This is a genomic window from Streptomyces sp. NPDC096324, from assembly GCF_044763015.1.
Lineage (GTDB): Bacteria > Actinomycetota > Actinomycetes > Streptomycetales > Streptomycetaceae > Streptomyces.
This window is the reverse complement of the sequence record NZ_JBIWFK010000009.1, coordinates 219,070-244,167: the sequence shown is the minus strand read 5'-3', so window position 1 is coordinate 244,167 and position 25,098 is coordinate 219,070. Positions and strand designations below refer to the sequence as shown.

At 71.9% G+C, this 25,098-nt stretch carries 23 protein-coding genes; 13 read left to right on the top strand and 10 right to left on the bottom strand.

Annotated elements, in window-relative coordinates; translation table 11 throughout:
* Positions 1-22: 22 nt before the first annotated feature.
* Positions 23-1,033, bottom strand: coding sequence for a SecDF P1 head subdomain-containing protein (locus ACIQ7M_RS26050; RefSeq protein WP_403648561.1), 1,011 nt, complete (start codon positions 1,031-1,033; stop codon positions 23-25).
* A 287-nt stretch (positions 1,034-1,320) separates the two neighbouring features.
* On the opposite strand from ACIQ7M_RS26050, the gene argC reads away from it, so the two are divergent.
* The 5 genes from argC to ACIQ7M_RS26025 are packed head-to-tail and all read left to right on the top strand — an operon-like array spanning position 1,321 to position 6,176.
* On the top strand, positions 1,321-2,349 hold the full coding sequence (argC, locus tag ACIQ7M_RS26045; protein WP_403648558.1) for an N-acetyl-gamma-glutamyl-phosphate reductase: 1,029 nt from the start codon (positions 1,321-1,323) through the stop codon (positions 2,347-2,349).
* Positions 2,346-3,500 carry a bifunctional glutamate N-acetyltransferase/amino-acid acetyltransferase ArgJ gene (gene argJ / locus ACIQ7M_RS26040; RefSeq protein ID WP_403648555.1) on the top strand — a complete coding sequence of 385 codons (1,155 nt, stop codon included), beginning with the start codon at positions 2,346-2,348 and terminating at the stop codon, positions 3,498-3,500. Before argC ends, argJ begins: the two co-directional genes overlap by 4 nt.
* Complete coding sequence (gene argB / locus ACIQ7M_RS26035) at positions 3,497-4,411, top strand: acetylglutamate kinase (protein WP_386985823.1); 915 nt, start codon at positions 3,497-3,499, stop codon at positions 4,409-4,411. The genes argJ and argB overlap by 4 nt, the downstream gene beginning before the upstream one ends.
* Complete coding sequence (locus ACIQ7M_RS26030; protein ID WP_403648551.1) at positions 4,408-5,616, top strand: acetylornithine transaminase; 1,209 nt, start codon at positions 4,408-4,410, stop codon at positions 5,614-5,616. Before argB ends, ACIQ7M_RS26030 begins: the two co-directional genes overlap by 4 nt.
* A gap of 23 nt (positions 5,617-5,639) precedes the next feature.
* Entirely contained in the window at positions 5,640-6,176 is a 537-nt protein-coding gene (locus ACIQ7M_RS26025; protein WP_328454389.1) for an arginine repressor, read from the top strand.
* An 85-nt stretch (positions 6,177-6,261) separates the two neighbouring features.
* Here ACIQ7M_RS26025 and ACIQ7M_RS26020 read toward each other — a convergent pair whose 3' ends face one another.
* The 5 genes from ACIQ7M_RS26020 to ACIQ7M_RS26000 all read right to left on the bottom strand — a co-directional run bounded on the left by ACIQ7M_RS26020 (position 6,262) and on the right by ACIQ7M_RS26000 (position 11,201).
* The gene (locus tag ACIQ7M_RS26020) at positions 6,262-6,999 is read right to left on the bottom strand and encodes an FAD:protein FMN transferase (RefSeq protein WP_403648960.1); all 738 of its coding nucleotides are present in this window, start codon (positions 6,997-6,999) and stop codon (positions 6,262-6,264) included.
* Positions 7,000-7,045: 46 nt separating this feature from the next.
* The gene (locus tag ACIQ7M_RS26015; protein ID WP_403648547.1) at positions 7,046-7,849 is read right to left on the bottom strand and encodes an FMN-binding protein; all 804 of its coding nucleotides are present in this window, start codon (positions 7,847-7,849) and stop codon (positions 7,046-7,048) included.
* A gap of 19 nt (positions 7,850-7,868) precedes the next feature.
* Positions 7,869-9,206 carry a ferredoxin reductase family protein gene (locus ACIQ7M_RS26010; protein ID WP_355771228.1) on the bottom strand — a complete coding sequence of 446 codons (1,338 nt, stop codon included), beginning with the start codon at positions 9,204-9,206 and terminating at the stop codon, positions 7,869-7,871.
* A 125-nt stretch (positions 9,207-9,331) separates the two neighbouring features.
* Positions 9,332-9,832, bottom strand: coding sequence for an FMN-binding protein (locus ACIQ7M_RS26005; protein ID WP_355771192.1), 501 nt, complete (start codon positions 9,830-9,832; stop codon positions 9,332-9,334).
* Positions 9,833-9,839: 7 nt separating this feature from the next.
* The gene (locus ACIQ7M_RS26000; protein ID WP_403648543.1) at positions 9,840-11,201 is read right to left on the bottom strand and encodes a ferric reductase-like transmembrane domain-containing protein; all 1,362 of its coding nucleotides are present in this window, start codon (positions 11,199-11,201) and stop codon (positions 9,840-9,842) included.
* A gap of 472 nt (positions 11,202-11,673) precedes the next feature.
* Between ACIQ7M_RS26000 and ACIQ7M_RS25995 the strand changes: the two genes are divergently transcribed.
* Positions 11,674-12,363: a response regulator transcription factor gene (locus ACIQ7M_RS25995; RefSeq protein WP_403648541.1), complete on the top strand. Its 690-nt coding sequence runs from the start codon at positions 11,674-11,676 to the stop codon at positions 12,361-12,363.
* A 104-nt stretch (positions 12,364-12,467) separates the two neighbouring features.
* Positions 12,468-13,907, top strand: a complete 1,440-nt coding sequence (locus ACIQ7M_RS25990; protein WP_403648539.1) for a sensor histidine kinase — start codon at positions 12,468-12,470, stop codon at positions 13,905-13,907.
* Between the two features lie 78 nt (positions 13,908-13,985).
* On the opposite strand, the gene ACIQ7M_RS25985 is transcribed toward ACIQ7M_RS25990, so the two are convergent.
* From ACIQ7M_RS25985 to ACIQ7M_RS25975, 3 genes are all read right to left on the bottom strand, one after another.
* Complete coding sequence (locus tag ACIQ7M_RS25985) at positions 13,986-14,684, bottom strand: L,D-transpeptidase (protein ID WP_386985833.1); 699 nt, start codon at positions 14,682-14,684, stop codon at positions 13,986-13,988.
* A 3-nt stretch (positions 14,685-14,687) separates the two neighbouring features.
* Positions 14,688-15,275: a pyridoxamine 5'-phosphate oxidase family protein gene (locus ACIQ7M_RS25980; protein ID WP_403648535.1), complete on the bottom strand. Its 588-nt coding sequence runs from the start codon at positions 15,273-15,275 to the stop codon at positions 14,688-14,690.
* A gap of 134 nt (positions 15,276-15,409) precedes the next feature.
* Positions 15,410-16,249 (bottom strand): hypothetical protein, encoded by an 840-nt coding sequence (locus tag ACIQ7M_RS25975; RefSeq protein WP_403648532.1) that lies wholly within the window; start codon positions 16,247-16,249, stop codon positions 15,410-15,412.
* A 248-nt stretch (positions 16,250-16,497) separates the two neighbouring features.
* Here ACIQ7M_RS25975 and ACIQ7M_RS25970 point away from each other — a divergent pair, with 248 nt between their 5' ends.
* The 5 genes from ACIQ7M_RS25970 to ACIQ7M_RS25950 all read left to right on the top strand — a co-directional run bounded on the left by ACIQ7M_RS25970 (position 16,498) and on the right by ACIQ7M_RS25950 (position 22,561).
* The gene (locus ACIQ7M_RS25970) at positions 16,498-17,691 is read left to right on the top strand and encodes an argininosuccinate synthase (RefSeq protein ID WP_355771211.1); all 1,194 of its coding nucleotides are present in this window, start codon (positions 16,498-16,500) and stop codon (positions 17,689-17,691) included.
* Positions 17,692-17,824: 133 nt separating this feature from the next.
* Positions 17,825-19,255 (top strand): argininosuccinate lyase, encoded by a 1,431-nt coding sequence (gene argH / locus ACIQ7M_RS25965; RefSeq protein ID WP_403648529.1) that lies wholly within the window; start codon positions 17,825-17,827, stop codon positions 19,253-19,255.
* 189 nt (positions 19,256-19,444) lie between these two features.
* Positions 19,445-20,416: an aldo/keto reductase gene (locus tag ACIQ7M_RS25960; protein WP_403648526.1), complete on the top strand. Its 972-nt coding sequence runs from the start codon at positions 19,445-19,447 to the stop codon at positions 20,414-20,416.
* A 79-nt stretch (positions 20,417-20,495) separates the two neighbouring features.
* On the top strand, positions 20,496-21,047 hold the full coding sequence (locus ACIQ7M_RS25955) for a TetR/AcrR family transcriptional regulator (RefSeq protein ID WP_389848223.1): 552 nt from the start codon (positions 20,496-20,498) through the stop codon (positions 21,045-21,047).
* Positions 21,044-22,561: an MFS transporter gene (locus ACIQ7M_RS25950; protein ID WP_403648522.1), complete on the top strand. Its 1,518-nt coding sequence runs from the start codon at positions 21,044-21,046 to the stop codon at positions 22,559-22,561. The genes ACIQ7M_RS25955 and ACIQ7M_RS25950 overlap by 4 nt, the downstream gene beginning before the upstream one ends.
* 245 nt (positions 22,562-22,806) lie before the next feature.
* On the opposite strand, the gene ACIQ7M_RS25945 is transcribed toward ACIQ7M_RS25950, so the two are convergent.
* Complete coding sequence (locus ACIQ7M_RS25945; RefSeq protein ID WP_362398347.1) at positions 22,807-23,496, bottom strand: lysophospholipid acyltransferase family protein; 690 nt, start codon at positions 23,494-23,496, stop codon at positions 22,807-22,809.
* A gap of 389 nt (positions 23,497-23,885) precedes the next feature.
* Here ACIQ7M_RS25945 and ACIQ7M_RS25940 point away from each other — a divergent pair, with 389 nt between their 5' ends.
* A complete protein-coding gene (locus ACIQ7M_RS25940; protein ID WP_403648517.1) occupies positions 23,886-25,049 on the top strand; it encodes a glycerophosphodiester phosphodiesterase in 1,164 nt (387 codons plus the stop codon).
* The last annotated feature ends 49 nt before the right edge of the window (positions 25,050-25,098 follow it).

Genomic DNA, 25,098 nt, shown 5'->3' with positions numbered 1-25,098 from the left:
CTCCAGAGGTTCTCGGGGCGGGTCAGGGGCGCCTGAGCGAGGTCACGCTCATGACGGTCAAGGGAGTGGGGAGCGCGCCCGAGCCGAGGGTGGCGGCGAGCTGCTCGGCCGACTCCCGGGTGAAGCTCCCGTAGATGTCGGCGGTGCCGCCGTCGAGCCGCCGGCCGACGGACGGGGCGGAGATCACGGAGCCGTCCAGGACGACGGCCATCCGGTTCCGCGGCGCGGCGTTCGTGGCCAGGCTCCTCGTCATGCCGGAGAACTGCCGACCACCGACGGAGTCGAAGTCCAGCCGGACGATCCAGCCCGGGACCCGCTTGTCGCGCACGGCCACCGCCGAGATCACGTGGACCCCCTCCACGGCCGTCGGACCCAGGATGAACTTGGCGTGCGCCGCGGATCCGTCACCGGTGGTGCCGCAGGCGACGACGGCGTGATCCGCGGGGGCCTCCCGCCGTGTCGCGATCCTCTCCTGTGTCGAGCAGCCGAGCGCCGCGTAGCGTGCCTGGAGCGCCGCGTCCGGCGCGTTCCCCTCCGCCGGCACCGGCGCCGGCGCCGCGCTCGCGCTCGCCGACCCGGCGGCGCGGGGGAGCAGCCCGTCGGTGACGGCACGACCTCGTGTGGGGTCGGCACTGGCCGAGGGTGTCGGCGTCGGCGTCGTTCCGACCGTCTCCTCGGCCAGGACGGGGCGGAAGCCGAGGTGCCCGGACATGCCCAGTCGGGTCAGCTGATCCACGTCGGCCGCACGGCCGGTGACGGTGACCCCGTTGCCCCGGGTGTCGACCCGCACGTCCTTGAGCTCCAGCGCATCGGCACGTGCCCGCATGCGGTCCGCGGTCCGGCGCAGGCGCTCGGCCCCGAGCGGTGAGGCCTCGGAGAAGGTCACCACCGTCCGGCGGGAGTCCCCCGCGGCGGAGGCCGAGGCCCCCGGCGAGCGGTCGGCGGATCCGGAGCCGGACACGGAACAGCCCGCGAGCGTGACCGCGACGGCGCAGACGAGGAGAGCCCTGTGCGGGGCCCGGGGGAGAGGCATGCGGGGGATGGTTCCAACCGACGGCCCCCCGCCGAGAGGGATGCCACCCTTTGACCGGAATTCATCCGGCGGGTGCGCTCTGTTACTCCAGATTCGATCGTGTGATGCGCGAGTGGGGAGTGCGACGGTGACGGGTATACGTCTTCGGTGACCGTCGTCCGCGCCGGTCGCACGGACCCGGGTGTCGTCGCCCCCTCACGCCGGGCGATGCCCCCGGCCGGCCATCGCGGAGGATTGCATAAACGTGCAGCGAAACGTATAGTCATGCCATCCAAGAGGAGGGTTCCATGGCGATGCGTGCGGCGGTGGCGGGAGCGAGTGGATACGCGGGCGGGGAACTGCTGCGTCTGCTGCTGGCACACCCCGAGATCGAGATCGGCACCCTGACCGGCAACTCCAACGCGGGCCGGCGGCTCGGCGGCATCCAGCCCCATCTGCTGCCGCTCGCGGACCGCGTCCTCACCGAGACCACCGCCGAGGCGCTGCGCGACCACGACGTGGTGTTCCTCGCGCTGCCCCACGGCCAGTCCGCCGAGGTCGCCGAGCAGCTCGGCGCCGAGGTCCTCGTCGTCGACATGGGCGCCGACTTCCGGCTGACGAACCCGGCCGACTGGGAGCGGTTCTACGGCTCCCCCCACGCCGGGACCTGGCCCTACGGCCTCCCCGAACTGCCGGGTGCCCGCGCCGCGCTGGAGGGGTCCAAGCGCATCGCGGTACCCGGTTGCTACCCGACGGCCGTCTCGCTCGCCCTGTTCCCCGCCTACGCGGCCGGACTGGCGGAGACCGAGGCCGTGATCGTCGCCGCCTCCGGCACCTCGGGTGCCGGCAAGGCGCCCAAGGCGCACCTGCTCGGCAGCGAGGTCATGGGGTCTATGAGCCCCTACGGCGTCGGCGGCGTCCACCGGCACACCCCGGAGATGATCCAGAACCTCTCCGCCGCCGCCGGGGAACCCGTCACCGTCTCCTTCACCCCCACCCTCGCGCCCATGCCCCGCGGCATCCTCGCCACCTGCAACGCCAAGGCGAGGCCCGGCGTCACCGCCGAGTCCGTCCGGGCCGTCTACGAGAAGGCCTTCGCCGACGAACCCTTCGTCCACCTCCTCCCGGAGGGGCAGTGGCCCGCCACGGCGTCCGTCTACGGTTCCAACGCCGTTCAGGTCCAGGTCGCGTACGACGCCGCCGCGCACCGCATCATCGCGATCAGCGCCATCGACAACCTGACCAAGGGCACCGCCGGCGGTGCCGTCCAGAGCATGAACCTCGCCCTCGGCCTTCCCGAGGAGCTGGGGCTTTCCACGATCGGAGTCGCACCGTGAGTGTCACGGCAGCACAGGGATTCACCGCGGCCGGCGTCGCCGCAGGGATCAAGGAGAACGGCAACCCGGACCTGGCCCTGGTGGTCAACACCGGGCCCCGCCGCGCCGCCGCGGGCGTCTTCACCTCCAACCGTGTGAAGGCCGCGCCGGTCCTGTGGTCGGAACAGGTCCTCAAGAGCGGCCGCCTGGACGCGGTCGTCCTCAACTCGGGCGGCGCCAACGCCTGTACGGGACCCAAGGGCTTCCAGGACACCCACGCCACCGCCGAGAAGGTCGCCGAGGCCCTCGGTGACATCGGCGCGGGCGGTGTCGCCGTCTGCTCGACCGGCCTCATCGGCGTCCTGCTCCCGATGGACAAGCTCCTCCCGGGCATCGACCTGGCCGTCGCCCAACTCGCGCCGCACGGCGGCGAGAAGGCCGCCATCGCCATCAAGACCACCGACACCGTGCACAAGACGGCCGTTGTCGCCAAGGGCGGCTGGACCGTGGGCGGCATGGCCAAGGGCGCCGGCATGCTCGCGCCGGGCCTGGCCACCATGCTGGTCGTCCTCACCACCGACGCGGACGTGGAGGGCGCGGACCTCGACCGGGCGCTGCGCGCGGCCACCCGTACGACCTTCGACCGCGTCGACTCCGACGGCTGCATGTCCACCAACGACACCGTGCTGCTGCTCGCCTCCGGAGCCAGTGAAGTCACCCCGGACCAGGCGGAGTTCGCCGAGGCGGTCCGAGCGGTCTGCGACGACCTGGGCCAGCAGCTCATCCGGGACGCCGAGGGCGCGAGCAAGGACATCAAGGTCGAGGTGATCAACGCCGCGACCGAGGACGACGCCGTCGAGGTGGGCCGCTCCATCGCCCGCAACAACCTCCTCAAGTGCGCCCTCCACGGCGAGGACCCCAACTGGGGCCGCGTCCTGTCCGCGATCGGCACCACCCGGGCCGCCTTCGAGCCCGACCGGCTCAACGTCGCCATCAACGACGTGTGGGTCTGCAAGAACGGCGGGGTCGGCGAGGACCGCGACAAGGTCGACATGCGCTACCGCGAGGTCCACATCGTCGCGGACCTCGCCGCCGGCGAAGCGACCGCCACCATCTGGACCAACGACCTCACCGCCGACTACGTCCACGAGAACAGCGCGTATTCCTCATGAGCAACACGACCCGCAAGCACACCGCTCTGCCCAAGGCGCAGATCCTCATCGAGGCGCTGCCCTGGCTGACCCGGCACCGAGGCAAGACCGTCGTCGTCAAGTTCGGCGGCAACGCCATGATCGACGCCGAGCTGAAGGCCGCCTTCGCCCAGGACATCGTCTTCCTGCACCACGCGGGCCTCAGGCCGGTGGTCGTGCACGGCGGCGGCCCGCAGATCAGCTCCGCACTCGACCGGCACGGCATCGTCAGCGAGTTCAAGGCGGGCCTGCGCGTCACCACCGAGGACGCGATGGACGTCGTCCGCATGGTGCTGGCCGGACAGGTCCAGCGCGAACTGGTCGGACTGCTCAACGAGCACGGACCGCTCGCCGTCGGCCTCACCGGCGAGGACGCGCACACCATCACCGCCACCAAGCACCGGCCCAGGATCGACGGCGAGTTGGTCGACATCGGGCGGGTGGGCGAGATCACCGCGATCGACACGGGCGCGATCGAGGCCCTGCTCGCCGACGGCCGCATCCCGGTCGTCTCCTCGATCGCCCGGAGCCAGGACGACGGACATGTCTACAACGTCAATGCTGATACGGCGGCTGCGGCACTCGCTGCCGCGCTGGACGCCGAGACCCTCATGGTCCTCACGGACGTCGAGGGTCTCTACGAGGACTGGCCCGACAGCGACGAGGTGATCAGCCGCCTCACCGCCTCCCAGCTCGAAAAGCTCCTTCCCGAGCTGGCCAGCGGCATGGTGCCGAAGATGGAGGGGTGTCTGCACGCCGTACGCAACGGCGTCACCACCGCCCGAGTCATCGACGGCCGGGTCCAGCACTCGATCCTGCTGGAGATCTTCACCGACGAAGGCATCGGCACGATGGTCGTGCCGGACGACGAGGAAGCGGGGGACGCCGAATGACCGGCAGTGCGACGAACGCGGAGCTCACCGAGCGGTGGCGGGGCGCGCTCATGGACAACTACGGCACCCCCCGACTGCCGCTCGTCCGCGGTGCCGGGACCAGGCTGTGGGACGCCGACGGCAACGAGTACCTCGACTTCGTCGGCGGCATCGCGGTCAACGCCCTCGGACACGGCCACCCCGCGATCGTCGAGGCCGTGAGCCGGCAGATCCGCTCGCTCGGCCACGTCTCCAACCTCTTCGTCGCCGAACCGCCCGTCGCCCTCGCCGAACGGCTCCTCCAACTCTTCGGCCGCGAGGGCCGGGTGTACTTCTGCAACTCGGGCGCCGAGGCCAACGAGGGCGCGTTCAAGATCGGCCGGCTGACCGGCCGGACGCACATGGTCGCCACCACCGGCGGTTTCCACGGCCGGACCATGGGCGCCCTCGCGCTCACCGGCCAGACCGCCAAGCAGACGCCCTTCCTGCCGCTGCCCGGCGACGTCACGCACGTCCCGTACGGCGACGCGCAGGCCCTCGCCGAGGCGGTCACCGAGGACACCGCGCTGGTGATCATCGAGCCGATCCAGGGCGAGAACGGCGTGGTCGTACCGCCCCCCGGCTACCTGAAGGCGGCCCGCGCCATCACCGCGGCCCACGGCGCGCTGCTCGTCCTGGACGAGGTGCAGACCGGAATCGGCCGCACCGGCCACTGGTTCGAGTACCAGGCCCACGAAGGCGTCCTGCCCGACATCGTCACGCTCGCCAAGGGCCTCGGCGGCGGACTGCCGCTCGGTGCCACCGTCGCCTTCGGCCGCGCGGCCGGGCTGCTGGAGCCGGGCCACCACGGCACGACGTTCGGCGGCAACCCGGTCGTCTGCGCCGCCGGGCTCGCCGTGCTCGACACCATCGAGTCCGAGGGGCTCCTGGAGAACGTGAAGCGCGCCGGTGAGAAACTGCGGGACGGGATCGAGGGTCTCGGCGACGGTTCCGGCCATCCGCTGATCGACCACGTCCGGGGTGCCGGGCTGCTCCTGGGTATCGTGCTCACCGAGCCGCTCGCGCCCCAGGTGCAGCAGGCGGCTCAGGACGCCGGTCTCCTGGTCAACGCGCCCGCCCCCGATGTCGTACGGCTGATGCCGCCGCTGAACCTCGGCGACGACGAGGTGGACGCGTTCCTCCGGGCCCTTCCCGGCATCCTCGACGCAGCCAACGGGGACGGGTGATCCCGGGAAATGGGACGACGACGATGAGTCAGGCGCAGGACCACGAGCACGCAGGGCCTGCCGTGCCGCAGACCCGCACCGCACGCCACCGCCGGATCGTGGACATCCTCAACCGGCAACCGGTGCGCTCGCAGAGCCAGTTGGCGAAGCTTCTCGCCGACGACGGGCTGAACGTCACCCAGGCGACGCTCTCCCGGGACCTCGACGAGCTGAACGCGGTGAAGATCCGCAACAACGACGGCGACCTCATCTACGCGGTGCCGAGCGAGGGCGGTTTCCGCACCCCGCGCGCACCGCTGGGGGAGTCGGCGAAGGAGGAGCGGATGCGCCGGCTCTCCTCGGAGCTGCTGATCTCCGCGGAGGCCTCGGCGAACCTCGTGGTCCTGCGCACCCCGCCGGGCGCCGCGCAGTTCCTCGCGTCGGCGATCGACCAGGCCGAGCTGCACGACGTCCTCGGCACGATCGCGGGGGACGACACCCTGATGCTGATCAGCCGCGATCCGACGGGCGGGCAGGCGCTGGCCGATCATCTGCTGCGGCTGGCCCAGAACGATCACTGACACGTACGACGGTGGAGGCGCACCCCGCAGCGGGGTGCGCCTCCACCGTCGTACTCCCGCCCTCCCGGGGTGAGGTCGGCGTCGCTCACCCCAGGCGCCGGGCGAGGCCTCCCGTGCAGCGGACCTCGTTGCCCGCCGTGATGAGCAGCGCCTCGACGTCCGGGAGCGACTCCAGCCAGTCCAGGCCCGCCCGCGAGCCCATCGCGAAGGCGGCGGTCGCCCAGGCGTCCGCCCAGGTCAGCCGGGGGGCCACCACGGTCACGGCCACCAGGTCGGTGACCGCCGGCTTCCCGGTGCGCGGATCGACGATGTGGGCGCCGCGTTCGGCGGTGCCCGAGGTCGCGACGGCCAGCTCGTCGGCGCCGGCCGCGGAGACCACCGCGGCGAGGGCGCCCGGGCGGAGCGGGTCGGACACGCCCACCCGCCAGGGGCGGTGCGGCGCGGGGACGCCGCGGAGCTGGACGTCGCCGCCGCCGTTGACGCTCACTCCGCTCGCCCCCGCCGCGGCGAGACCGAGGGCCGCGCGCTCGGCCGCCCAGCCCTTGACGATCCCCGTGGGGTCGAGCCGCCCCTCGTAACGCGTGCTGAACCAGCCGTCGCTGGCCCGTTCCGCCTCGGCTCCCAGCTCCAGGACCTCGGCGACCTGCGGGTCGCACTCCTCGACGGTGATCTCTCCACGTGCCAGCCGCGAGATCTGACTGTCCTCGCGGTAGGTGCTGAACACCTCGTCGACGCGGTGCAGTTGGGCGACCGCCTCCTCCAACGCCGTCCGCACGGCGCCGGGTTCGCCGCCGCGCACGTCGAAGGAGAAGACCGTGCCCATCACCTCTTCGGCGTGGCGCAGCTCCTGGGGCGCGTCCTGCGCGGGCTCAGACACCGGCCTTGTCCAGGGCCGACTGGAGGGACTTCTTGTAGCCCTCGCTGGTGTAGGTCGCGCCGGAGACGCTGTCGATCTGGGCGTTGCCCGCCGCGACGGCTTCCTGGTTGAGCTTGGGGACGGCGAGTTCGGTCTTCTGGGTGCTGGTCCCGCCCGAGGGCGCCTGGACCGCCTCGGCCTTGGTGATCTTCTTGCCTTCGAGCGTGAGCCGGACCTGGACCGGTCCGTACTGGGTGTTCGTCGCGGCCCCGGTGACGACGCGGGCCTGCGCGGCCGGTGCCGCGGGCGATGCCCCGGCCGCGCCCGAGGACCCGGAGGTCCCCGACGCGCCGCCGGCGGTCTTCGCCTTGTCGAGGGCCGACTGGAGGGACTTCTTGTAGCCCTCGCTGGTGTAGGTCGCGCCGGAGACGCTGTCGATCTGGGCGTTGCCCGCCGCGACGGCTTCCTGGTTGAGCTTGGGGACGGCGAGTTCGGTCTTCTGGGTGCTGGTCCCGCCCGAGGGCGCCTGGACCGCGTCCGCCTTGGTGATCTTGCCGCCGCTCATGGTGAGCCGCACCTGGACCGGACCGTACTCGGTCCGCACCACGTCACCGAGGACATTGCCGGCACCCGCCTGCTCGGCGGCGCCGCCCTGGGCCGCCCCCTGGGCGGCCCCCGTCTGCTGGGGCGCGGCGCCGGCCTGCGCCGACGCGGCGGCCGGGTCGGACGCCGGCTTGAGCGCCAGCAGCAGCACGATCCCGGACACGGTGGCGGCGCTGGCCAGCATGAAGCGGCGGATGGGGTGATTCTTCTTCATCGTTCCTGACTCCCGTCGCTCACATCTCGAACGACTCGTGATGGATGCGGCGGGCGGGGACCCCCGCGCCGCGCAGTGCCGCGTACACCTCCTGGGCGAAGCCGGGCGGCCCGCACATGAAGACGTCGTGGTCGTCTATGTCGGGCAGCTTGCGGCGCAGGGAGTCCGCCGAGATGTCCGGGCGTTCGCCCTCGGGGCTGTTCACCGCGTACATGAGCCGCGCCCCGCGTTCCTTGGAGATGGCGGCCAGTTCGTCCCACAGGGCCAGGTCCTGGGTGGTGTTGGCCCGGTAGAGCAGCGTGAGGTCGCCGGACGCGCCGGGAAGGGTCTCGAACAGCGTCCGCATCGGCGTGATGCCGACGCCGCCCGCCACCAGGAGCACCTTGCCGCGGCTGCGCTTGCCGGCGGTCAGCGCGCCGTACGGGCCCTCGGCCCAGACCCGGGTGCCCGGCTCCAGATCGCGCAGGGCGGCACTGTGGTCGCCGATCGCCTTCACGGTGATGCGCAGCATGTTGGGGCGGGGCGACGCCGAGAGGGAGTACGGGTGGGAACTGAAACGCATCCCGGGCGCCAGGAAGCGCCAGCGGAAGAACTGGCCGGCCTCCGCGCCCATCCGGTGCAGCTTGCGTCCGCTGATCAGCACCGACACGATGCCGGGCGTCTCCTCGATGACCGCCTGGACCCGCATCTGGTGCTTCAGGTTCAGCCGGATCGGAGAAAGGATTCGGTACCACAGGACCAGGGCGGTCACCGATCCGTAGAGCCCGTACCAGACCGTCTTGGCGAGGGGCTCGACCGCGAAGTCGTTGCCGGTGGAGAGCTGGTGCCAGAACGTCAGGAACACCGCGGCGTACGTCAGCAGGTGGACGTGGTACCAGGTGTCGTACGGGATCAGCCGGCGGAGCCAGCCCATGGAGATGAACCCGATGAGCACGAGCAGACCCGTGCCGATCGCGGCCTTGCCCATGTCGGGAAGCTGGTTGACCGAGTCGACGGTCTGCTGCACGATCCCGCCGAGCCCCTTGCCGGACTGCAGGGCGTAGCCCCACATCGTCAGGAAGAGATGGGCGAGGACCATGCAGATGGTGTAGCGGCCGGTCATCGCGTGCCAGCGCGCCACCCGGTCGGAGCCCACCCGGCGTTCAAGGGCGGGGACACGGGCCATCTGGAGCACCACGAGGGCCATCAGGTATCCGGCGAGCAGCCCGGTGATCCGGCCGGCGTTGAGGATCCTGCTGTTGTTGTCCGCGATGGACGGGGTGTTGTTCCACCACAGCCACAGGACCGCGGCTGCGCCGGCCCAGACGGCGATCAGCAGCGGGACGGCGGGCGAGCGGCGAGGGCGGATTCGGCGCATGGTCTGGCGCCGCGCGGCGCGACCACCGGCGATCGTGGACACGGTTCCTCCGTGTTCGTCCTGGAGAGACGGGGTGAGGGGAGTGGCCCCCTGGCCCAGAGATACGGTCCACGACGCCCGTGCGTTCAGAGGCCTGCCGAGTCGAGTGCGGACTGGAGTGACTGCTTGTATCCGTCACTCGTGTACGTGGCTCCGGACACCGAGTCGATCCGGGCGCTCTGCGCTGCCAGCGTCTCGCGCCTGAGCGTGGGAATCGCGTAACTGTTGATCTCCTGGTCCTTGGGATTGCCGGAAGGATAGACGATCGCCGTGGACTCGGTGATCTTGCCGTTCTTCACGGTGACGCGCACCTGGACCGGACCCCAACGGGTCTGCACCGCATCGCCGGTGACGGTCCTGGTCCCCGTGCTCCCCGACCCGCCGGACGTCCCCGAGGAGCTTCCGGAGGAGTCCCCGGACGAGCCTCCCGGGGACGAGGTGGAGGATCGACCCACGGACGACGAGGCGTCGGCCGCCGTCGGCGCCGTGTGCGGCTTCAGCGACAGCAGCAGGACGAAACCGGTGACCGTGGCGGCGGCCGCCAGCGTCACCCGGCGCAGCGGACGGTTCTTCTTCAGGGCGTGCACGGCGGCCTCACAGCTCGAACGACTCGTGGTGGATACGGCGGTCGGGGACACCGGCTGCGCGCAGTTCCCCGTACAGGTCCCGGGCCATCGCGGGGGGCCCGCAGAGATAGACGTCGTGCTCGGCGATGTCCGGAACGGCCTCGCGCAGGAACCCTGCCGTGAGCCGCGGGCGGCTGCCGTCGGCGGAGTTGAGCGCGTACAGGACCCGGGCCCCGCGCCACCGCGCGATGTCCTCCAGTTCGCCGCCCAGTGCCAAGTCCTCGGCCGTGCGGGCCCGGTAGAGCAGCGTGACCCGGCCGGGCAGTGTCTCGAACAGGGCCCGCAGCGGTGTGATGCCGACGCCGCCCGCGATCAGCAGTGCCTTCGACGACGTACTCCGGTCGGATGTGAGCGAACCGTAGGGGCCCTCCGCCCAGACCCGGGTCCCGGGACGCAGCATCCCCACGGCGGCACTGTGGTCACCGAGCGCCTTCACCGTGATCCGCATCCGGTCCGGCCGGGGCGGCGCCGACAGCGAGTACGGCGTCGAGGTCCAACGCAGTCCGTCCGCGAGGAACCGCCAGCGGAAGAACTGGCCCGCCCGCGCGTCCAGTTCGTCCAGGCGCTCCCCGCCGACCACGATGGAGAAGACCCCGGGCGACTCCCGGTGCACGGACTCCACGCGCAGCCGGTGGCGCAGGTTGAGCCGCACCGGGGTGAGCAGCCGGAACCACACGACGAGCGCGGCCGTACCGAGGTAGAGGGTGTACCAGGCGAACCGGGCCGCCGCGTCGCCGACGAAGTCGGAGCCGAGCGCGAGCTGGTGGAAGAAGGCCAGGAAGACCGCCACGTACGTCAGCAGGTGCACGTAGTACCAGAACTCGTGGCTGATCCGGCGGCGGGCCGCGCGCGCCGAGGTGATCCCGACGGCGAACAGGATGAGCGTGCCGATCGTCGCCTTGAGCATGTCCGGATAGTCGAGGACCACGCTCAGCGTCTCGTCCACGACGCCGGACCCGTCCTGGGCCGCGTAGCCGAAGAGGATCAGTGTCACGTGCGCGACCAGCAGGCAGATCGTGTACCGGCCGGCCATGGCGTGCCAGCGGGCCACCCGGTCGGAGCCCACGCGCCGCTCCAGGAGCGGGACCCGGGCCATCAACGCCACCAGGACGGCACAGGCGTACCCGCACAGCAGACCGGCGATCCGCCCGGCGTCCGTCAGCCAGCCGGCCAGGCCCACCACCGACCGTGTGTCGGCCCACCACAGGGCGAGGGCACCGGCCGCTCCCGCCCACAGCAGGGCGAGCAGTGGCCCGGCGGGCGAGGGCCGGGGCCGCCCGCGCCCTCGTGTCGTGCGCGGGTCCGCCGCCCGCTCGTGCACCGTGGTCATCCGTCCGTCCTCTTTCCGTCGGTCCTTCTTTCCCGCGGTCCGGAAACTGTGCGTCGTGAACCTCTGAGGAGTCTCTGAACCGGAGTCCTCGGAGCGGACTCACAGGAAACTCAGAGCGGGTCCTCGCCCGGAGGCGGCTCGGCGCGGGTCCTCGCGCCGAGGCGACTCAGAGGAAACTCAGAGGCCGCGCGGAGGGAGGGGACCGCCGGGAGGAGCGATGCTGGAGGACGACATGAACGCTCCCACCCCAGACCCACGCGCTTCCCAGGACCCAGGCGCTCGCCCGGACTCAGGCGCTCGCCCGGACTCAGGCGCTCGCCCGGACTCAGGCGCTCGCCCGGACTCAGGCGCTCGCCCGGACTCAGGCGCTCGCCCGGACTCAGGCGCTCGCCCGGACCCAGGCACTCCCCGGTATCCCGGCACCGGCACTCCCCGCAGGGCGCCCTCGCTCACCCGGCCCGACGGCACCCCCGTGCGCGTCCTCGTCGTCGACGACGATCCGGACCTGGCCGAGGTCCTGTCCGGCGCGCTGCGCTACGAGGGCTGGGAGGTCCGTACGGCCTGCGACGGCGCCTCGGCCGCCGCCGCGGCGCGCGAGCTGCTGCCCGACGCCGTAGTCCTCGACGTGATGCTCCCGGACACCGACGGCTTCGCCGTGCTGCGCGACCTGCACAGCGTGCTGCCGGGCGTCTGCGTCCTCTTCCTCACCGCCCGGGACGCGGTGGAGGACCGCATCGCCGGCATCACGGCGGGCGGCGACGACTACGTCACCAAGCCGTTCAGCCTGGAAGAGGTCGTCGCCCGGCTGCGCGGGCTGCTCCGCCGCGCCGGGATGGCCCGGCGCGTCGACGAGGGCCCGCGGCTCGTCGTCGGGGACCTGTCGATGGACGAGGAGGCCCGGGAGGTGACCCGGGGAGGCGACCTGATCGAGCTGTCGCCGACCGAGTTCGAGCTGCTGCGCTTCCTCATGCGCAACCCGCGCCGCGTGCTCAGCAAGGCACAGATCCTCGACCGCGTCTGGTCGTACGACTTCGGGGGCCAGGCCCATGTCGTCGAGCTGTACATCTCCTACCTGCGCAAGAAGGTCGACGCGGGCCGGGAGCCGATGATCCACACGGTCCGGGGCGCCGGATACGTCATCAAGCCCGCGGCGGCCCGGTGAGTCCGGAGACGCGGGACCGGGCCGATGCCGGGCGCCGGACCGGGGCAGGGCGCCGGTGGGCCGGGCCCGCGGCGGCCGTGCGCACGCTGCCGAGGCCCCGCACGATGCGCGCCCGCCTCACCGCCGGCCTCGTGGTGCTCCTGGCACTGAGCTGCGCGGCCGTCGGCGTGGCCGCGGTCTACGAACTGGACGGCTTCCTGACCGGCCGCCTCGATCAGCAGCTCCAGGAAGCGGGCCCGCGGTTCCCGGCGAGCCTGGAACACGGTGCGGCGAACCCCTCGGGCAAACCGTCCGACCACGACGGCGACGAACACGGCGACACCCGGCGTCAGTCCACCGGTACGTTCGGAGCACGCCTGGTCGGCGACGACGTCACCAACGCCGCCGTCGTGCCGCCGGGCTCCGGCACGGCCGTCCGCAACGTGGATCCGACCGCCCACGACGAGGCGGTCCTCGCCGCGGTGCCGGTGGACGGACGGGCCCACACCGTGTGTCTCTCGGACCTGGGCGGCTACCGCGTCCTCGCGACCGCGGGCAAGGACGGTGACGTGCTGATCACCGGACTGCCCACGGAGCCGGTCGACGCGGCCGTCCACCGGCTGGAACTCGTCGCCTCCCTGGTCTTCGGCGTGGCCCTCGTGGTCGCCGGAGTCGCCGGGGCCCTGTGGGTGCGCTGGTCGCTGCGACCGCTGAACCGGGTCGCCGCGACCGCCACCCGGGTCAGCGAACTGCCGCTCGCCAGCGGTGAGGTGGCCCTGCCTCCACGGGCGCCCGAGTCGGACTCGCGCAGCGAGGTGGGCCGCGTCGCCGGCGCCTTCAACCGCATGCTCGGCCATGTCGAGGACGCGCTCACCAAGCGGCACGCGAGCGAGGAACGGCTGCGCACCTTCGCCGCCGACGCCAGCCACGAGCTGCGCACCCCGGTCGCCTCGGTCCGCGGCCACGCCGAGCTCGCGCTGCTGCATCCCGGCCCCGTGCCCCCGAAGGTGACGCGCGCCCTCGAACGGATCGCCGCCGAGTCGGCGCGCATGGGCGAGATGGTCGACGACCTGCTGCTGCTGGCCCGCCTCGACGCCGGCCGTCCCCTGGAACGCCGTCCCGTCGACCTCACCCGTCTCGTCCTCGACTCGGTCACCGACGCCCGCGCGGCGGGCCCCGGTCACCGCTGGGTGCTGGAACTGCCGGAGGAACCGGTGACCGTGACGGGCGACGCCCACCGGCTCCAGCAGGTCTCGGCCAACCTGCTGGCCAACGCGCGGGTCCACACGCCGGCGGGCACCCGGGTGACGGTGTCCCTGCACCGTGCCGGAAAGGAGGCCGTGCTGAAGGTCCACGACGACGGCCCCGGGGTTCCCGAGGACGTGCGGCCGGGCGTCTTCGAGCGCTTCACCCGGGCGGACCGCCGCCGCGCCGACGTCTCCGGCAGCGGAGCCGGCCTCGGCCTGTCGATCGTCGCCGCCGTGGTCGAGGCCCACGACGGCACGGTCACCCTGGAGAGCGGCCCGGGGTCGACCACGTTCACGGTCGCGCTCCCGGCGTCCTGAACGCGGGGAGCGGTCCCCGGGGGTCCTGCCCCGTCGGCCGGCCAGAGCTCCGGCGGGCCCGCCGGAGCCTCGGCACGGTCAGTACCGCGTCACCGCCGTGGCCCCGCCGGTCGTGCCGATGGCGATGTGGGGTCGGCGCGCGGGGTCGGCCCACGCGAGGATCCGCCGCATCGCGTCCGCCGGCACCGACACGCAACCGGCGGTCGGCCCGCTCCCGTCGACATGCAGGAAGATCCCCGCGCCCCGCCCCCGTACGGGCCGGTCGTAGTTGAACCCGATGACCACGGCATACGCGTACTGCTTGTCGTAGGCGGCCAGACGCTCGGACTCCTCGGCCCGGCAGTCCGCGGGGCGCGGCTCGGTCCACCGGTTGTACGACCGGGAGGTGTTGTCCTGGCACCACCAGGAGTCCCGGTTCACCCGGCGGTACGGCAGGGAGGTGCCGTCCGGCGCAGCCCGGGTCCCGAACGCGTACGGCAGCTCGTACAGCCCCGTGGGTGTCGTGTTCGTGCCCTGGCGCCTGGCCTTTCCCTCGACGAGTCCGCGCGCCCCGAACCGCGCGGGCGCGGAGCCGGCCCGCACCCAGCGCCCGCCCCGCAGGTCCCACCAGGTGAGGGTTCCCGAGGTCGCGTTCGCGTGGGGTGCCTCGGCGGTGAGGAGCTGACCGCCGCCGCCGGTGTCGGCGAGCCGTGCGGGCAGCACGGCGACGGGCGGCGGCCCGCTCGGGGCCAGAGCGAGCAGGGACACGGACGCGAGGGCGGCGGCTCCGAGGCGCATGGCTCAGACCGTACTGGGGGGCAACGGCAGCGGCAGCCCGGGAAGTCCGTCCAGGCTCGTCGCGATGTGCTCCTTCTTGGTGAAGTACGCGCTCAGCGAGGCGTCGTCCTCGCGCGCGAAGCGCCTGCCGTGCAGGTCGCGGTCCTCCTCGTAGGACATGAAGGGCACCGCGTAGCCGCAGGAGTCGCGGACGAGTTCGGCGGTCACGACGATGATCGCGCGCAGCCCGTGCAGGGTCGCGTCGATGCCGTCGAAGTGGGTGAGGAGTTCGGCGAAGCGAGGGTCGTCACGGAAGACCGGTTCGCCGCGGCCGTGCACCCGGACGATGTTGGGCGGGCCCTGGAAGGCGCACCACATCAGGGTGATCCGGCCGTTCTCGCGCAGATGCGCGATCGTCTCCGCGGTGCTCCCGGCGAAGTCCAGATACGCCACGGTCAGTTCGTCGAGAACGACGAACGAGCCGGTGAGCCCTTTGGGGGAGAGGTTGACCGTGCCGTCCCCGGACAGGGGCGCGGTCGCGGTGAAGAAGAGGGGCTGGGCCTCGATGAACGAGCGGAGGCGGCCGTCGATGCGCTCATAAGTCTTTCCCATGTCTAACGATTATTGGGGAAAGCCTTTCGCCTGTCTAAGGGATTGCGGGTTCCGGCGGCGTCGTTCAGGGGCACCGCCGGAACCCGCGGACCGCCCCGGCCCTTGCCGGCGGGGTGGTCGCATCACGGGTCAGGTCACTTGGTGAGCGTGCAGGCGGCGAGGGTGTCCAGGCCGGTCGGCTTGGCGGCGGTCCGGCCGATGGAGATCGCGATGCGGTCGATGGTGGAGACGCGCTTGTCCTTCAGGGGGCCGAGGATCGCGTTCTGGACGAAGTTCGGGCCGCCCTGTCCGACGGTGTCGACCAGTCGCTTGTTGGCCTCGGCGATCTGGGTGTTCAGCAGGGCGAGGTTGCGGTCGACCTCGGCCTTCGCGGAGGCCGGGACCGCGGGCAGCTGCGAGGCGACGTCCGGGCAGGTGATCGTGCCCGCGGCGGTGGCGGCACCCGTTCCCGAGCCGGCCCCGCCGGCCTGCGCGGTGGCCGGCGCGCTCGGCGCGGTGGCGCCGGTGCCCGCACCACCTGCGTCCGCGCCTCCGGTGTTCAGGGTGCAGGGCGCGAGCGCGTCCAGCCCCTGCGGCTTGGCGGCGGTGCGGCCGATGGCCGTCGCGATCCGGTTGACGGTGGCGACGCGCTTGTCCTTGAGCGGGCCGAGGATCGCGTTCTGGACGAAGTTCGGGCCGCCCTGTCCGACGGTGTCGACCAGTCGCTTGTTGGCCTCGGCGATCTGGGTGTTCAGCAGGGCGAGGTTGCGGTCGACCTCGGCCTTCGCGGAGGCCGGGACCGCGGGCAGGCTCGGGGCGACGGCCGGGCAGTTCACCGTGTTCGCGGCGGCCTTCGTCGTGGCGTTCTGCGCGTTGCCGTGCGACTCGCCCGCAAGGGCGCTGCCGGCGATCACCGCCGCGGACAGCATCACGGCGGAGGCTCCGCCGATCATCACGACGCGCCGCTTGTTGTACTTCGGAAGAGCCCTGGACATGCGGAATCCTCACTGGGGTCGGGGGTGGACGACCGCCCGGCGTTCGGCCGGTCGGTCAACGTCCGTGTGCCTGCCGTGCGTGAACGCGGCGCCTGCGTTCAGCGGGAGGTACGCGGAAACGATTACGAGTGTTCAACCCTCGGTGAAGATTCCTCGGCCGAGCGTGCCGGGGCGAGCCGCGATTGACGAACCATGCAGAGTGCTGCATACTCATGCATGTCAGCGAATGCACTGTTGAGGAGAATCCCGTGACCGAGCGCGTCGTACTCGCCTACTCAGGCGGTCTGGACACCTCCGTCGCCATCGGCTGGATCGCCGAGGAGACGGGCGCCGAGGTCATCGCCGTCGCGGTCGATGTCGGCCAGGGCGGCGAGGACCTGGACGTCATCCGTAAGCGCGCCATCGCGTGCGGCGCCGTCGAGGCCGAGGTCGCGGACGCCAAGGACGAGTTCGCCGACGAGTACTGCCTCCCGGCGATCAAGGCCAACGCCCTCTACATGGACCGCTACCCGCTGGTCTCCGCCCTCTCCCGGCCGACGATCGTCAAGCACCTCGTCGCCGCCGCCCAGAAGCACGGCGCCACCACGGTCGCCCACGGCTGCACCGGCAAGGGCAACGACCAGGTGCGGTTCGAGGCCGGCATCGTCGCCCTCGCCCCCGACCTCAAGTGCATCGCCCCGGTCCGCGACTACGCGATGACCCGGGACAAGGCGATCGCCTTCTGCGAGGAGAAGCAGCTCCCGATCGCCACCACCAAGAAGTCCCCGTACTCCATCGACCAGAACGTCTTCGGGCGCGCGGTCGAGACGGGCTTCCTGGAGGACATCTGGAACGCCCCGATCGAGGACATCTACGAGTACACCTCGAACCCGGCCGAGGCCCGCGAGGCCGACGAGGTGATCATCACCTTCAAGCAGGGTGTCCCGGTCGCCATCGACGGCAGGCCCGTCAGCGTCCTCCAGGCCATCCAGCAGCTCAACGAGCGGGCCGGCGCCCAGGGCATCGGCCGGATCGACATGGTCGAGGACCGGCTCGTGGGCATCAAGTCCCGTGAGGTGTACGAGGCCCCGGGCGCGATCGCGCTGATCACCGCGCACCAGGAGCTGGAGAACGTCACGGTCGAGCGTGAACTCGCCCGCTACAAGCGGCAGGTCGAGCAGCGCTGGGGCGAACTGGTCTACGACGGCCAGTGGTTCTCCCCGCTCAAGCGCGCCCTGGACGGCTTCATCGACGAGGCCAACCAGCACGTCAACGGCGACATCCGGATGACCCTGCACGGCGGCCGCGCGGTCGTCACCGGCCGGCGCTCCGACACCTCGCTCTACGACTTCGACCTGGCCACGTACGACACGGGCGACACCTTCGACCAGGCCGCGGCCAAGGGCTTCATCGACATCTACAGCCTGTCGTCGAAGATCGCCGCCAAGCGGGATCTGGCGTAAGCGGTACGGCACTTGGCGCGGACCGCGTCGTGTCCGCCGCCTCGGAGCCTCCCGAGCACTAGCCTTGCAGCCGCCTCCTCACGCACGCGTGGGGAGGCGGTGGCACATCCACACCTTTCGAGGAGTAACGCAAGTGAGCAGCAACAGCGGTGACGTCCGGCTCTGGGGCGGACGGTTCGCCGACGGTCCCGCCGAGGCCCTGGCCAAGCTGTCCGCGTCGGTCCACTTCGACTGGCGCCTCGCGCCGTACGACATCGCCGGTTCGCGTGCCCACGCGCGCGTGCTGCACAAGGCGGGCCTGCTCACCGAGGACGAGCTCACACGCATGATCGGGGGCCTCGACCTGCTGGAGTCGGACGTCGCCGACGGCTCCTTCGTGGGCACCATCGCCGACGAGGACGTCCACACCGCCCTGGAGCGCGGCCTTCTCGAGCGCCTCGGCCCCGACCTCGGCGGCAAGCTCCGCGCCGGCCGCTCCCGCAACGACCAGGTGGCCACGCTCTTCCGGATGTACCTGCGCGACCACGCCCGGATCATCGGCGGTCTGATCGCCGACCTCCAGGAGGCGCTGATCGGTCTGGCGGAGGCCCACCCGGACGTGGCGATGCCGGGGCGCACCCACCTCCAGCACGCCCAGCCCGTGCTGTTCGCGCATCACGTCCTGGCCCACGTCCAGTCCCTGTCCCGGGACGCGGAACGGCTGCGCCAGTGGGACGAGCGGACGGCCGTCTCGCCGTACGGCTCCGGCGCCCTGGCCGGCTCCTCCCTCGGCCTGGACCCGGAGGCGGTGGCGAAGGACCTCGGCTTCGAGCACGGCAGCTCGGCCAACTCCATCGACGGCACGGCCTCCCGCGACTTCGTGGCCGAGTTCGCGTTCATCACCGCGATGATCGGCGTCAACCTCTCCCGGATCGCCGAGGAGATCATCATCTGGAACACGAAGGAGTTCTCCTTCGTCACCCTCCACGACGCGTTCTCCACCGGCTCGTCGATCATGCCGCAGAAGAAGAACCCGGACATCGCCGAGCTGGCGCGCGGCAAGTCGGGCCGTCTGATCGGCAACCTGACCGGGCTGATGGCCACGCTCAAGGCACTGCCCCTCGCGTACAACCGCGACCTCCAGGAGGACAAGGAGCCGGTCTTCGACTCCTGCGACCAACTGGAGGTCCTGCTCCCCGCGTTCACCGGCATGATGGCCACGCTGACCGTCCACCGCGAGCGCATGGAGGAGCTGGCCCCGGCCGGTTTCTCGCTCGCCACCGACATCGCCGAGTGGCTGGTCCGGCAGGGCGTGCCGTTCCGTGTCGCGCACGAGGTCGCCGGTGAGTGCGTCAAGGTCGCCGAGGCGGAGGGCAAGGAGCTGGACGAGCTGACCGACGAGCAGTTCGCGAAGATCTCGGCGCACCTGACGCCGGAGGTCCGGTCCGTCCTGAACGTCCCCGGGGCCCTCGCCTCCCGTGACGGCCGCGGCGGTACGGCGCCGAGCGCCGTCGCCGTCCAGCTCGCCGAGATCAAGACGGACGTCGCCGCCCAGCAGACGTGGGCGACGGCCAAGCGGAAGTAGTACCGCGGCGGCGCCGTTTGCCCCGCCGGAGCGGTGTCGGCGCCGCGACGGGCGCACTCCGCCCGCCGCCGCGGTCCGCGGGCCGGGAAGCGGACACGGACTGCGGGCGGGAGCAGGTGCCGTACGACGGAGGGTGTCGCGGGTTACGTTGGCCGGGAGCCGCAAAGGAGCCGACCGAACGGAGCCGCGATGCCCTTCGCACGTCTCGCCTCAGCCACGACTCCCACCGCCCACCTCGGCCTGGGACTCGCCGCGGTGGGCCGCCCGGGCTACATCAACCTCGGGCGCGAGGAGGACCTCCCCGCCGATCGGAGCGTCGAGGCACTGCGCGAGCGCACCAGTGAACTCCTCGAAGCCGCCTACGCCCAAGGCGTGCGCTACTTCGACGTGGCCCGCTCCTACGGCCGCTCGGAGGAGTTCCTGGCCGGCTGGCTCAGCGGTCGCCCGGAGGTCGACGACGTCGTCGTCGGCAGCAAATGGGGCTACACGTACACGGCCGACTGGCGCACCGACGCCGAGGCGCACGAGGTCAAGGACCACGGCCTCGCCACGTACGAGAGGCAGCGCGCCGAGACCGCGGAGCTGCTCGGCGACCGGCTCGACCTCTACCAGATCCACTCGGTGACCCCCGACAGTCCGGCCCTCACCGACAAGGAACTGCACGCGGCCCTCGCCGAAGCGGCCGCCGGGGGCCTGTCGATCGGCTTCTCCACCAGCGGGCCCGCGCAGGCGGAGGCGATCCGCGCCGCGCTCGCCGTCACGGTCGAGGGCGAGCCGCTCTTCCGTACCGTCCAGTCCACGTACAACGCCCTGGAGACCTCCGCCGCCCCGGCGCTCGCCGAGGCGCACGACGCCGGGCTCACGGTGATCGTCAAGGAGGGTGTGGCCAATGGCCGGCTCGCCGGGCCGCACGCGCCGGAGGCGCTGCGCGCCGTCGCCGCCGAGACGTCCCTCGGCTGTGACGCGGTCGCCCTCGCGCTGATCCTTCGGCAGCCCTGGGCCGGCGTCGTGCTCTCGGGGGCGGCCACCGCCAACCAGCTCGCCTCCAACCTGCACGCGGCGGTCGTCGACCTCGACGACGACCAGCTCTCCCGGCTGTCCGCCCTGGTGGAGGAACCGGGGGCGTACTGGGAGCGACGCGGGCGGCTTCCCTGGCACTGAGCGCCCCCGGAGGACGCGAGTGTGAGACACGTACGCCCCGCATGAGACATCAGTGTCTCATCTGCGGTACAGTTGTCTCATGGCTGTCGACCGTGATCACGTGCTGCGCAGCGCAGCCGCCCTGCTCACCCGCAAATCCACCGCGACGATGGACGAGGTGGCGAAGGCTGCCGGGATCAGCCGGGCCACGCTGCACCGCCAGTTCGCCGGCCGTGACGCGCTCGTCCGCGCGCTGGAGGCGCTCGGCATCGAGGAGTGCGAGGCCGCTCTGGACGCGGCCCGCCTCGACGAGGGCACCGCGCAGGAGGCCGTGCGCCGCCTGGTGAGGGAACTGGAGAAGGCGGCCGGACTGCTCGCCTTCCTCTATACGGAGAACCAGCTCTTCGAGGGTGACGGGCAGCACGAGGGCTGGGCCCGGCTCGACGCCCGGATGGCCGCGCTGTTCCGGCGTGGCCAGGAGAGCGGCGAGTTCCGCATCGACCTCAGCCCGGCCTGGCTCACCGAGGCCCTCTACGGACTGATGGCCTCGGCGGCCTGGGCCGTCACCGAGGGCCGCGTCGCCGCCAAGGACTTCCACCACATGATCGTCGAGCTGCTGCTCGGCGGCGCGCTCAGGAGAGAGGAACCATGACCAGCACCCTGCGGCCGGCGACGGTGACGGAGACGCCGAAGCGTCCGGGCCGGTGGCTCGCGCTCTGCGTCCTCGTCCTCGCCGTGCTGCTGGTGACCGTCGACGCGACCGTCCTCGGTCTCGCGACCCCGTACATCAGTGAGGACCTCGAACCCTCGGGCACCCAGCTTCTGTGGATCGGGGACGTCTATTCCTTCGTCATCGCCGGCCTGCTCGTCTCCATGGGCAGCCTCGGCGACCGCATCGGCCGCAAGAGGCTGCTGCTGGCGGGCTCCACGGCGTTCGGCCTGATATCCGTGCTCAACGCCTATGCCACGACACCCGAGATGATGATCCTGGCGCGGGCGCTGCTCGGCGTCGCGGGCGCGACCCTGATGCCCGCCACCCTCGCCCTGATCCGCAACATCTTCCACGACCCGCGCGAGCGCAGCCTCGCCATCGGCATCTGGGGCGCGACGGCCTCCGCGGGCACGGCGGTCGGCCCCGTCGTCGGCGGCTTCCTTCTCGAACACTTCTGGTGGGGCTCGGTCTTCCTCATCAACCTTCCGGTGATGGTGGTCCTCGTCCTCGTCGGGCGCAGACTGCTCCCCGAGTCGAAGAGCCCGAACCCCGGCCCCTGGGACCTGATCAGCGTGACGCTCTCGCTCGTCGGTGTGATCGCGGTGGTGTACGGGGTGAAGGAACTCGCCGCGCACGGACCGTCCGGCGAGGCCTTCGCCGCCGGTCTGCTGGGAGCGGGCGCCCTCTTCTGGTTCGTACGCCGCCAACTGACGCTTCCCACACCGCTGCTGGACGTCCGGCTGTTCCGCAACCGCGGGTTCTCCGGCGCGGTGCTCGCCGACCTGTTCACCGTGCTCGGCATGTCCGGGCTCGTGTTCTTCCTCTCCCAGTACCTGCAACTGGTCCAGGGCCGAGGTCCGTTCGAGGCGGGACTCGCCGAAGTACCCGCGGCCGTCGGCGCGGTGGCGGCCGGTCTGGTCGCGGGACGGGTCGCGCGGCGCTTCTCGGTACGGACCGTCGTGTCCGGCGGGCTCGCCGCGGTGGGCCTCGCGCTCGGCGCGCTCACCGTGCTGGACCGGTCCACCGGCTATCCGCTGCTCGGCGCGGCCCTGCTCGTCGTCGGTGTCGGCGCGGGCTTCTCGTTCACCGTCACCGCCGACGTCATCCTCTCCGCCGTGCCCAAGGAGCAGGCGGGCGCCGCGTCCGCGGTCTCCGAGACGGCCTACGAACTCGGCGCGGCTCTGGGCATCGCCCTGCTCGGCTCCGTCGTGACCGGCGTCTACGCGGGCTTCACCGGCCCCGCGGGCACCCCGGCCGCGGCGCACGACTCGCTCGGCGGAGCGGTGGAGGCCGCCGGAGGCCTGCCCGAGCACACCGCAGAGACGCTGCTCACCGCTGCCAGGGAGTCCTTCGTGGACGGTCTGGCCCTCGCCTCCGGCGCGGGCGCCGCCGTCCTGCTGGCCACCGCGGTCGCGGCCTGGTTCCTGCTCCGCGGCCAGAAGCTGGAGGCGTAGTCGCGCGGGAACGGGGACCTGGCGGGAAGCACGGGGTCCGCCGGAACGGGAATCCGGCAACGGACGGGTGGCCGCGCCGGAGCGGGCACCCCGGTCGAGGCGCCGGGTCCGCCGGGGCGGGACCCCGGCGCCGGGCGCGTGACCTACCGGACCGGGGACCCCGGTGGGAGACACGGCGTAAAAGGGTGGGCTCCGACCGGAAACCTCCGGTCGGAGCCCACCCTCCTACCTGGTGTGCCGCCTCGCTAGGCGGCCTTCGCCTTGGTGGCGTACATGTCGACGTACTCCTGGCCGGACAGCCGCATGACCTCGGTCATCACGGAGTCGGTCACGGCGCGCAGCACGTACCGGTCGCGGTCCATGCCCTCGTAGCGCGAGAACTCCATGGCCGGCCCGAAGCGGACCGTGACCTTGCCCGGACGCGGCATGCCCGCGCCGCCCGGCTGGAGCTTGTCCGTGCCGATCATCGCGAACGGGACGACCGGGGCGCCGGTCATCAGGGTGAGCCGGGCGATGCCGGTGCGGCCGCGGTACAGGCGGCCGTCGGGGGAGCGGGTGCCCTCGGGGTAGATCCCGAAGACCTTGCCCTCCTCCAGGACACGGCGGCCGGTCATCAGCGCGGCCACGCCGCCGTTGGCGCCGTCCCGGTCCACCGGGATCATGCCGACGCCGGTGAAGAACCACGCCATCAGCCGGCCCTTGAGGCCCTTGCCCGTGACGTACTCGTCCTTGCCGATGAAGAACACCTGCCGGTCGCAGACCAGCGGAAGGATCATCGAGTCGATGAACGTGAGGTGGTTGCCGGCCAGGATCACCGGCCCCTTGCCGGGGATGTGCTCGACGCCCTCCACCCGTAGGCGGAACATCAGGCGCATGATCGTTCCGAGCACTGCCTTGATGAGCGCGAAGCGGGACAACGGGCCCTCCGGTGTCAAGGGATCGGTATGGAGTCTGTGCAGGTGAGGACCATACTCGCGGTTCCCGGTCGATTGCACATCGGGTTCATCGACCGGATACGCACTGTTGACCTACGTTTACCTGCGATTGCGTGCCCGTGAGCGGTGGACACCGGGGTCGTCCGGTGTGACGGACATCGCGCACGGGTACCGGCGAACGGGTGAGCGCACGGCGAAGGGCCGTGCGCCGGTCTTCGCCTCACGCCTACCCCCGACCGCCCGGCCGATGCCGACGGACCGTCAAGTTCCGCATCCCGCCGTGGAGCCGAGGTCACCCACTGTTCCGCCGCGGGCCCCCCTCCCGTCACACGGGGGCACCTACGATCGTCCCGCTTCGACAGGCAGGCACCTACGGCGGGAGGACGCTCATGGGAGCGCAGGAGTCGAACGGTCAGGAGCGGGGCACGGCGCGGCGGACGCTGCTCTCGGCCGCGGTGCTCGGGGCGGGCGGAGCGGCCCTCGGCCTGCCCGGCACCGCGAGCGCGGACGAACGTCACGGAGGCGGCGGCTACCGCGGCCTGCCCCGACCGACCGTCATCGGTCACCGCGGGGCCAGCGGCTACCGGCCGGAGCACACCTTCGGCTCGTACCAGCTCGCCCTCGACCTGGGTGCCGACGTCGTCGAGGCCGGTGACCTGGTGCCCACCAAGGACGGTCACCTCGTGTGCCGTCACGAACCGGAGATCGGCGGGACCACGGACGTGGCCGCGCATCCCGAGTTCGCCGACCGCAGGACCACCAAGACGCTCGACGGCGTCCCCACCACCGGCTGGTTCACCGAGGACTTCACGCTCGCCGAGCTGAAGACCCTGCGTGCCGTCGAACGCATCCCGGCCAACCGTCCGCACAACACCCTCTACGACGGCCGCTGGGAGATCCCCACCTTCGAGGAGGTGCTCCGCTGGCAGGACGAGCAGACCCGCAAGCGGGGCAAGCAGGTCTGGATCTACCCCGAGACCAAGCACCCCACCTACTTCCGGGCGCTCGGTCTCGGCCTGGAGGAGCGGGTCGCGAAGCTGCTGCGCAAGTATGGCAAGGACAGGAAGGACTCGCCGGTCATCCTCCAGTCCTTCGAGCCGAGCAGCATCCAGCGGCTGGACAAGCTCGTCGGCAACCCGCTCGTCGTCCTGCTGTCGGCCGCGAACACCCGCCCCTGGGACTTCGTCGCGACAGGTGACCCCCGCACGGTCGCCGACCTCGTCACGCCCGCGGGCCTGGAGTGGATCGCCTCGTACGCGCAGGGCATCGGCCCCACCCTCGACCTGGTCATCCCGAAGGACGCGGCCGGCAACCTCACCACCGCGACCACGCTCGTCGCCGACGCGCACCGGGCGGGTCTGATCCTGCACCCGTACACCATGCGCAACGAGAACCCCTTCCTGCCCGCGAACTTCCGCAAGGGCACCGCCGCGGACGCCTACGGGGACCCCTTCGGCGCCTTCAAGGTCTACTTCGAGACGGGCATCGACGGCGTGTTCTCCGACAACGCGGACACCGCGGTGCTGGCCCGCGCGGACTTCCTGAAGCGATGACTCCACCGCCCCGGCCCGCCCGCGGACCGGGGCACGGAGCGGGACAGGA

Coding starts and splice junctions, on each gene's coding strand:
- ACIQ7M_RS26020 (WP_403648960.1), bottom strand. CDS start 6,999: ATGGGCACGGTCTTCTCCTTCGACGTGCGCGGCGGCGAACCCGGCGCC.
- argB (WP_386985823.1), top strand. CDS start 3,497: ATGAGCAACACGACCCGCAAGCACACCGCTCTGCCCAAGGCGCAGATC.
- ACIQ7M_RS26050 (WP_403648561.1), bottom strand. CDS start 1,033: ATGCCTCTCCCCCGGGCCCCGCACAGGGCTCTCCTCGTCTGCGCCGTC.
- ACIQ7M_RS25955 (WP_389848223.1), top strand. CDS start 20,496: ATGGCTGTCGACCGTGATCACGTGCTGCGCAGCGCAGCCGCCCTGCTC.
- ACIQ7M_RS25990 (WP_403648539.1), top strand. CDS start 12,468: ATGCGCGCCCGCCTCACCGCCGGCCTCGTGGTGCTCCTGGCACTGAGC.
- ACIQ7M_RS25985 (WP_386985833.1), bottom strand. CDS start 14,684: ATGCGCCTCGGAGCCGCCGCCCTCGCGTCCGTGTCCCTGCTCGCTCTG.
- ACIQ7M_RS26010 (WP_355771228.1), bottom strand. CDS start 9,206: ATGCGCCGAATCCGCCCTCGCCGCTCGCCCGCCGTCCCGCTGCTGATC.
- ACIQ7M_RS26030 (WP_403648551.1), top strand. CDS start 4,408: ATGACCGGCAGTGCGACGAACGCGGAGCTCACCGAGCGGTGGCGGGGC.
- ACIQ7M_RS25980 (WP_403648535.1), bottom strand. CDS start 15,275: ATGGGAAAGACTTATGAGCGCATCGACGGCCGCCTCCGCTCGTTCATC.
- ACIQ7M_RS25960 (WP_403648526.1), top strand. CDS start 19,445: ATGCCCTTCGCACGTCTCGCCTCAGCCACGACTCCCACCGCCCACCTC.
- ACIQ7M_RS25975 (WP_403648532.1), bottom strand. CDS start 16,249: ATGTCCAGGGCTCTTCCGAAGTACAACAAGCGGCGCGTCGTGATGATC.
- ACIQ7M_RS26000 (WP_403648543.1), bottom strand. CDS start 11,201: ATGACCACGGTGCACGAGCGGGCGGCGGACCCGCGCACGACACGAGGG.
- ACIQ7M_RS26025 (WP_328454389.1), top strand. CDS start 5,640: ATGAGTCAGGCGCAGGACCACGAGCACGCAGGGCCTGCCGTGCCGCAG.
- ACIQ7M_RS26015 (WP_403648547.1), bottom strand. CDS start 7,849: ATGAAGAAGAATCACCCCATCCGCCGCTTCATGCTGGCCAGCGCCGCC.
- argC (WP_403648558.1), top strand. CDS start 1,321: ATGGCGATGCGTGCGGCGGTGGCGGGAGCGAGTGGATACGCGGGCGGG.
- ACIQ7M_RS25950 (WP_403648522.1), top strand. CDS start 21,044: ATGACCAGCACCCTGCGGCCGGCGACGGTGACGGAGACGCCGAAGCGT.
- ACIQ7M_RS25940 (WP_403648517.1), top strand. CDS start 23,886: ATGGGAGCGCAGGAGTCGAACGGTCAGGAGCGGGGCACGGCGCGGCGG.